This is a genomic window from Flintibacter sp. P01028, from assembly GCF_041925235.1.
GTDB classification, from domain to species: Bacteria; Bacillota; Clostridia; order Oscillospirales; family Oscillospiraceae; genus Lawsonibacter; species Lawsonibacter aceti.
In genome coordinates, this window is sequence record NZ_JBHEVC010000012.1 from 20,173 (window position 1) to 27,806 (window position 7,634).

At 49.0% G+C, this 7,634-nt stretch carries 8 protein-coding genes and 1 pseudogene; 1 reads left to right on the plus strand and 8 read right to left on the minus strand.

Annotation, left to right across the window (positions count from 1 at the left end; genetic code table 11):
- The first annotated feature begins 80 nt into the window (after positions 1-80).
- Positions 81-416: a DUF6050 family protein gene (locus ACEVJK_RS13770; protein ID WP_374740822.1), complete on the plus strand. Its 336-nt coding sequence runs from the start codon at positions 81-83 to the stop codon at positions 414-416.
- An 84-nt stretch (positions 417-500) separates the two neighbouring features.
- On the opposite strand, the gene ACEVJK_RS13775 is transcribed toward ACEVJK_RS13770, so the two are convergent.
- From ACEVJK_RS13775 to ACEVJK_RS13810, 8 genes and pseudogenes are all read right to left on the minus strand, one after another.
- Positions 501-743 carry a hypothetical protein gene (locus tag ACEVJK_RS13775; RefSeq protein WP_374740823.1) on the minus strand — a complete coding sequence of 81 codons (243 nt, stop codon included), beginning with the start codon at positions 741-743 and terminating at the stop codon, positions 501-503.
- 13 nt (positions 744-756) lie between these two features.
- A complete protein-coding gene (locus ACEVJK_RS13780) occupies positions 757-2,985 on the minus strand; it encodes a S8 family peptidase (RefSeq protein WP_374740824.1) in 2,229 nt (742 codons plus the stop codon).
- Entirely contained in the window at positions 2,986-4,020 is a 1,035-nt protein-coding gene (locus ACEVJK_RS13785; RefSeq protein WP_374740825.1) for an AAA family ATPase, read from the minus strand.
- Positions 4,021-4,293: 273 nt separating this feature from the next.
- Positions 4,294-4,491 carry a hypothetical protein gene (locus ACEVJK_RS13790; protein WP_374740826.1) on the minus strand — a complete coding sequence of 66 codons (198 nt, stop codon included), beginning with the start codon at positions 4,489-4,491 and terminating at the stop codon, positions 4,294-4,296.
- Positions 4,488-6,344: an antirestriction protein ArdA gene (locus tag ACEVJK_RS13795; protein ID WP_374740827.1), complete on the minus strand. Its 1,857-nt coding sequence runs from the start codon at positions 6,342-6,344 to the stop codon at positions 4,488-4,490. The genes ACEVJK_RS13790 and ACEVJK_RS13795 overlap by 4 nt, the downstream gene beginning before the upstream one ends.
- A 14-nt stretch (positions 6,345-6,358) precedes the next feature.
- Positions 6,359-6,853: a hypothetical protein gene (locus ACEVJK_RS13800; RefSeq protein ID WP_374740828.1), complete on the minus strand. Its 495-nt coding sequence runs from the start codon at positions 6,851-6,853 to the stop codon at positions 6,359-6,361.
- Positions 6,840-7,529, minus strand: a pseudogene (locus ACEVJK_RS13805) (DNA topoisomerase); the annotation flags it as partial. The gene ACEVJK_RS13800 and the pseudogene ACEVJK_RS13805, both read right to left, overlap by 14 nt.
- A 20-nt stretch (positions 7,530-7,549) precedes the next feature.
- A complete protein-coding gene (locus ACEVJK_RS13810; protein WP_374740829.1) occupies positions 7,550-7,633 on the minus strand; it encodes a hypothetical protein in 84 nt (27 codons plus the stop codon).
- Between the last annotated feature and the right edge of the window lies 1 nt (position 7,634).

Here is a 7,634-nt window from a genome sequence, read left to right on the forward strand (position 1 = left end):
TTTGCAAATGATTTTCTGTACGCCCTGGGCGCTGCCCGAACTGTTTTGTATAATGGAGGCATGGAAGGAGGTTTTCCCTTATGACGAGAAGTGAATCTGTCAAAACATTTTTTATCAAGAGTGTACTGCCCGTGGCGGCGGCCCTGCTGTTATACTGTATTTTCAAATCCGCCTGCATGAATGGCGGCGAGCTGGACTATGTATGGCTCTGGATACTCTGCGGCCTGCCCTTCGGCCTCCATCGGATGTGCCTCTGGATCATACCAGATAGCGGCTCCCTGGGTGGAGGGATCGCCCTGTTCGCACTGAACTTCATTATCGGCGGCGTGATCGGCGGCTTTGTTTTGATCTGGCGGCTAATCGTGGCGGCATGGTATGTGCCACTGACGTTGTTGCGAATGGCAAAAGCGCTATAAAGCAGCAATAAATATAGAAAAACAAGGGGCGCAATCTCGTTTTACTCGAAATTGCGCCCCTTATACATGGTTTATGAGAACACCTTACCGTTCCACATTTGACTGAGAGAGGACACTGGCTGCAAAACTTTTTGTCTCATCCGAGTATTTATTGCTTTGCAGTACGCGAGATGCGATATCCTCCATAGCGGCTCCGGTTTGCTTTGATGCAGAACGCTGTGAAAGCACACTAGCCGCAAGTGATTTTTGAATTTTTGAAGTATTGTTGTTGGTCAGCGCCTTAGAAGCCTTTGATGCCATAGAGCTACTACTTGTTTTTCGATTCATAATACCCCTCCTTTTAGAATTCGATTTCTTCTTCAGCCTTATTGTAAATGTCAATCTGATTTTCAATATCAATGCGATTGACTACCCATCCACGCATCATACATAGTTTGATAAAATCGTCAATGCGATTTTCGCCATTCATTTCCTTTAGAGTAACGACTACACCAAACGAAAGGCCACGGCCGTTCTTCTCTTTTAGGCGTTCTTTCGTTTTGATACTCAAGCCCCACATTCCCGCCCCATATACCTTTCGAGGAACAGCACGATCCTTCAATTCTTCACTGATCAATTTTACGTTATCCCATTTTCGATATAATTGGCGTGCTTCTGGCTCATAAAGATGTTTGCCACCTTCATCACCTTGGGAATTCGAGTTGATACTTGCAATGGTTGCTTTTCCGTCTTTTTCTACAACTCGTCCAAAATGAATGTCCATTTCTGTGCTTGTGTAATCGACGCCCTGATCTCTCATACATTTGGGAAAATAGCAAAGTGTAGCCCGTGCATAGAATGGCTGTTTATCTTTATAAATTGGCACCGGAATTTTGTATGTGTATGTTTCATATGCGTCAGTTGTCCCTGTCATAACAAAGCGGATTTCATCGTCAGATGTTTTTACAATGTTTTCAATCCGCTGTGGGACAACGCCATACCCAATAGAGCATGACGCACCGTCTTTCCGATTCCAACCTGCGGCTGCATCTATTATCAGTGCTTTTGCAACTTCACGAGAAAATCCCAAGGTACAAATCAGATATGCCATCTTACGAGTTATCCACGGGGCAGAGAAAGATGTTCCTTTTACAAATCCTTCTCCCGTTGGCGTGCACACATGCATAGGCTGACCAGTGTCACCACCATAGTAACTAACATCTGGCTTGTGAAAGAACGAGAGTACCGGTCCAACACGATGATACGAAGCTGGAGTTCCTTCAAGTGTCACAGAATTTACGACTAACGAGTTTAGAGAATCAGCCGGAGCCCCTATTGGAATGGGTTTTTGGTCGGGGTCACCATTGGTGCCTGCAATCACAAAAACAACATCAAACTCGCTCTGGATTTTATCAAGTTCAGCAGCTTCTGGAGAAATGAAGTTTGGCTTTATCGGTAGTATTGAACCCAATGATAGATTCCATACCTTGATATCTCGGTTTTGAGAAACGGCCTTGCGAATGGAGCGAAGGATCGTGTAAGAACTAAACCTACCTTTTTTGGCAACGCCAAAGTGCTTCACTCTAAACCGTCCACACCCATCATCCAAAGCAGGGTTAATTGTCGGACCGTCAACGATAATCGATGTAACTTCCGTACCATGTGTATAATCGCGTGCATCCAACTCAATGCCATCTCCAAGCATACTCTCATAAGATACCCAGTCTTTGAAATAGACATCTTTAGAAAATGGCGTATCAATTACCCCAACAACAGGCTCCTGCTGCGGTGCAGGTATTTGAACAATGCGTGGATCGCTTGCAACACTTTCCTCAGACGGCACTTCTCGCAAATCACGAACCTTCATGGCAATGAGATATGGGGCGTTTTCTTTTAAGAGTGCAATTTCGTCCGGTCGTAAAAGCACGGTGTTTTCGTCAATTTGCTTCGCGTTCAGATAATCAATGCCAATTGCACGAAACACATCCTCTGTTTTTACATCCGTGCGATAAAGGGTGACAATTGCTTCTCCATCTTCATCGGCTTCCGTAAAATCAACTGAAAACTTCTGAACATAGAAAGCATCTACAACTACATTCACAAAGTTTGTTTTTGCCAAACGAGCTTGATGCTTATACTGCTTATGACCTTTGTTTAGGGCTTCGATATCCATGTGAGAAATCTTCCCGTTATAATCGTGCTCTACAATTTCACTAGCAGTAACCAGTCGTGCGATAGTCTCTGATATGACATCAAGGCCGACATAGTATGTGAACACATGCTGGATATGTGGATTCTCACCAGCAAATTTTGCGCCACGGATGGAATCATTGGGATCGGAAGAACCCTTACATAATAGTCCTCGAATTCGATTGGTCTTTGCAACTACACTCGTATAGTACACACTAATAAGTGCACCCTTAATTAGAGTGTGCTCATTCCAATAAGTCTGCAAAGAGTACAAATCGTTAATCAAATCCAAGATGTGGGTGGATTCAACGAAGCCGCCAACGGGAATATTTCTTTTGCCGCCGCCAGGATTCCCACTGTGTTGTTCAAACTGGCCCTTTAATTGAAGTATGCTATTCATTTAGTCCTCCTTCAACTCTCGAGAAACCTGACTCTTCGATATTCCAGTCAAAATTTCTATTTCACGTACGGTAAATCCCTGTGATTGCAAGACATGGATATCCATTTGCTCAGGGTACACAGCCTTATAAAACCGTTTGAGATAGTCAAATTCATCCGAAGGATTGCTAAATGCAACGGATGCACGGATGATGTTCTTTAATTCCCCAGGGTACGGAATCGGTGACATTAGATTAACAATCTTCCGAAACAGTCGGATATTTCTTCCTGTACACTTGAATTTGTTCAAAAAATCGTTTAGCAAGACCTCTGCAATCTCAGCTAAATCTTCCTGCGTATATCTGTTAAAATCAATGATAGAGTCAAATCTTCTAATCAAAGCCTTATCGAAATGGTCAAATAAATTTGTCGTTGCAAGTAAAACAATGCGATCGTCTAAACGATCAAATTCTTTGAGCAGCGTGGATGTAGCTCTTCCCATTTCGCGCAGATCGTTTGAATTGGTTCGATCCAATGCAATAGAATCGATTTCGTCAAAGAGAATGATTATTTTTTCTGGATGGGCAAATTCGGTTATTTCCCGAAACAACGAAACAATATTCTTTTGTGTTTGCCCAAGCTTGCTATCGATTACAGCTGAAAAATCTACCGCATATAGCTCTCGATTTAGTATACGTGCGACTTGTTTTGCGGTTTCAGTTTTTCCTGTTCCAGGGGCCCCTTGGAACAGGAATTTGTTAATCCCAAGATTCCGACTAATTGCATTGACCATTCCCATCACATCCTGCTCAATCAATTCCGGAAGTGGTAGCGGGTCATTTCCGACAGTTACTTTTTCAAAAAAGCCAGATGATAGATCACTTACTTGTGGGACGAAGGTGTTAGCGTTCGAGAGAAGAGCCATAATATACTCTGCCAACTGATAATCGCCAATCTGATCAAACTCTTTTGCCACCTCATATGCTTCACTCCGAAAGCCCGATTCGTTTCCTTCAGAGTGGTACCGTATTAGGTTTATAATGTTCTTCTTCTTCATGGAAATTCCTCCAGGATTGATCTATTTATATTATATAACTCGTTGGGACAAATGTCAATATTTTGGGACAATATTATAAAAATATATTTCATGTCCGAATAGTGCAGCCCTGCTCAAAAATGGGAGTACAGCCATCGGACGAACCGAAAAGCTGTACTCCCGTTTTGTGTTTATAGGAAGTGTGCGAAACTGAACCGTTTTCCCTCATATCAGCAGGACCACAGGCACAAGGGAAATCATAAAGGCTCCCTCTGGAAAAGCCGATACAGGAGATTATTTTGCCGTTTTTGAACCCTTACCCCCGCAGTTTTTGGAGCGTTTGGAAAGATAGCGGGGACAGGCAATTAAAACCGCCCGGAAACTCTGCTTGCAGTCATGGGCACAGCCTATACAGACCTTGTTATATTGCCGTCTGCCGTTCTCGCCCAGAAAGAACGCCCATTCCAGCCGCCATTTCTTGCTCCGGCTCATAGCTCGCCATGCTCCGTGGCTTCACGGCCGGGGTGTCCCTTCTCCGGAGGCTTACGCTCCGAACACTCCCGTTTCGCGTCCTCCAGCCGCTCCCGGATGGAGGGCTTTTTCTCCGGCTCGCCCCGCCCGGCGGTCTCCCTCGCCTTTTCCACTTCCTCGCCGCGGCGTCCGTTATTGATAACCCCGTCGATCATGCCGTAGTCATCCTCCAGGGTCATTTCAGCGGTGCGGAGGGGATTGTCCTTTTCCGGCTGCTCCGCCAGGACAGCGAAGGCCCGTGTCCCGTTCCCCATGATGAGGTACTTTCCATCGTCAGACTGATGGTGCAGGCCGTACTCGGCCGCCTCCATCTGCTCCCGGCTCATGGCGGTCACATAGAAGCTGCCCCTGGGCGTCCGTACCGTTTTCCCGGTCTCCAGATCATCCGGGGTAAGCGTCCGCTGCTGTTCCTGCAAGAACTCCGGCACCTGGGAGAAACCGAAGCGGTCACAGTAATGGGCGGTGTCCCTGCCACCCTGATGAAGCACCACGATATCCGACACGGACAGGGAGTGCCCCGTGAAATCTGCCGGGCGGTCGATGTTGAACCGTGTATAGATACTTTCCAGGCTGTCCCGCTCCGTCAGCGGGGCGATGTAGACCAGCTCATAGTTTGCCGGATCAACAGAAAGGCCGTTTCGGTGGATACTGTCCAGCGGCTCAAAGCGGTAATCCAGCGTTTCATCCCCGCCCTTTAGCTGATAGATGGAAAAGCTGTCCTCCGGGGCCGGTTCTCCCTGGACCGTCCGCGCCTGCTCCACGATATTCGCCGGGGTCTGCACGTAGGCGGCGGCCTGGGCCGCATACTCCTGTTCCGCCTGTTCTGCAAAGGAGATCATTTCATCGATGTGGGATCGATCCGGGTTTTGCAGCGCCTTCCGGATTGCTGCCGGGTCAATGTCTAAAAATTCCTCATACCCGGTGGCCTCCTTGTACTTTTCCAGCTCCGAAGGTAAATAGTCCTCCTGGGTCTGGCCCAGGGCCGCCAGTCTTTCTTCCAGGACAGAAATGCGGCCAGCGGTCAGGTTCTCGTAAATTTCCTCTTTCGCCGCGTGTTCCTCCGGGTGCTCCGCCGCGTACTGCGGATCGTGCTGCCGGAAAAACTCGTCCATATCGTAGGCGATATCCATAGCCCATTCAGATAATTCTTCTTCCGGGATATCATCCTGGAAGGTCATCACCCGGTATTCCTCCGGGATGCTGCCGTGCTCGCCATCGTAATACTCATGGAAGGAACTACCGGTATCTCTCACATAGCCAAGATCAGTAAAGTCGCCGCTTTCATCCATGGCAATATCCCGGCCGTAGGCTTCATAGTCAATGTAGTTCTTCAAATGCTCCGGTACCTGCATGGCGTCCAGCTCGTCAATGTAATACCGACCCAGGTCGTCATAGTCGTGAATATCCGGGTACACATCGTAGCAGTCCAGGTTTTCGGTCAGGTTGATGATCTCCTGGACGCTGCCAGAATGGTCGCCAATCTCCATAGCCGCCTGGAACTGCTCATACTCGCCCTGGCTCATTTCATCCAGTTTTGACGCCAGATAATTGAGCTCGTCCAGGCTTTCATACTCGCCCAGCTTGTCATAGAGGCCATCCACATAGCAGTCATAGTCGGTGATGAACCATTCCTCATAGGGCTGCCCGAAGTCATCCTTCTGGCCGATCCCGATCCGGTCAAACACATTTTTCATTTCCTCGGCGGTGGTGGGGAACTTCACCCACTCGCCCACAAGCTCGCCCTCGTTGTACTTGCCTAAATTGGTGATGAAGGCGGCAAACGGGTAATCCTTGTCATATCCATAGTTCGGCATTGATCAGCACCTCCTTAAAGTTCCGGTTCAGACTTGCCCCTTGCCTGGGGCTGCGTCTGCCTGCCGGCACATTCTTTTTTGCCCTGTTCCAGCCGTTCCCGGATGGAGGGCTTTTTCTCCCCCTCCTGGTGGGGGCGGTCTGTCACGTGTTCATGCTGCCACTCGTCACCTGAGAGAGACAGGTAACCGTAGGAAGTAAAGAAGCCCTGTTCGTCCTCCATAGCGTACTTGCCAAAGGGAACCGGATCAATGGCCTCCAGCAGCTCCTTCGGCAAGTGGATATCCATGTGCTCTGCGATATAGCGCCAGCCAAAATCGGCCTCACTATGGATGTTATCCTCCAGGATGAAATACTCGCTGTTTTTGGATAACTCCTTGAATCGTTCCAGAGAGGTCAAACGGTGCGGAGACTCCTGCACCGCCGCCAGCAGTTTCCGGTCCTCCGGGGAGAGGGCGGCCACCGCCGCCCTCACTTCGGGTAAACTTTCGATCCTTTTATTTTCTTCCATTTGCACCAGCCTTTCTTTTGGGGAACTCCAGCTTGAAATTGATGTACTTGCCACCCGTGTCGTCCAGGATCACAGCGGCGTCATAGGTGGCGCCCTTCTTTTCAGACCACATACCCTTGACATTGGTACGTCCCCTTTTCAGAAGGTCAGCCGCCATCTTCTTTGTCAGCTCCTTTTTGCGGGAGGTCCAGAAACGGTCATTCTTCCAGAGGACAAACCCACAGGCCCGGTCCGAACAGGAAAAATTCTTCCTGCCCTCATACACCCGCTTGCCGCAGCGGGGACAGGCCCCGATCACTTCCTTCTCCGGGGCAAACAGCTTCTGCCCGTCCTCGGATATCTGGGAGTAGGTCGTGACCAGCTCCCGCACCATATCCCGGATACCGTCCAGAAAGCCGCCCGGATCGGCCTCGCCCTTTGCAATGGCGGTAAGGCGCTGCTCCCATTCAGCGGTGAGCATGGGGGAGGTCAGCGGCTCCGGCAATACCGTGACCAGGTTGATCCCGGCCTTCGTGGGGATCAGGCTCTTGCCCTTGCGCTCCACGAATCCGGCCGACACCAGCTTTTCAATAATGGCCGCCCTGGTCGCCGGTGTCCCCAGGCCCTTGCGCTCTGCGTCATCGGGGATATCCTCCGCACCGGCGCGCTCCATAGCTGCCAGAAGGGTATCCTCTGATACATTTTGTCAAGGTGGTTTTAAGAAATTTTCCCGCAATCGTTCATAATGAGCCGCTTGATTTTATCGCTCATGGTTTCCTTGCTGGTGGTGCTGAAGTGGATT

Coding starts and splice junctions, on each gene's coding strand:
- ACEVJK_RS13785 (WP_374740825.1), bottom strand. CDS start 4,020: ATGAAGAAGAAGAACATTATAAACCTAATACGGTACCACTCTGAAGGA.
- ACEVJK_RS13775 (WP_374740823.1), bottom strand. CDS start 743: ATGAATCGAAAAACAAGTAGTAGCTCTATGGCATCAAAGGCTTCTAAG.
- ACEVJK_RS13770 (WP_374740822.1), top strand. CDS start 81: ATGACGAGAAGTGAATCTGTCAAAACATTTTTTATCAAGAGTGTACTG.
- ACEVJK_RS13790 (WP_374740826.1), bottom strand. CDS start 4,491: ATGAGCCGGAGCAAGAAATGGCGGCTGGAATGGGCGTTCTTTCTGGGC.
- ACEVJK_RS13795 (WP_374740827.1), bottom strand. CDS start 6,344: ATGCCGAACTATGGATATGACAAGGATTACCCGTTTGCCGCCTTCATC.
- ACEVJK_RS13800 (WP_374740828.1), bottom strand. CDS start 6,853: ATGGAAGAAAATAAAAGGATCGAAAGTTTACCCGAAGTGAGGGCGGCG.
- ACEVJK_RS13780 (WP_374740824.1), bottom strand. CDS start 2,985: ATGAATAGCATACTTCAATTAAAGGGCCAGTTTGAACAACACAGTGGG.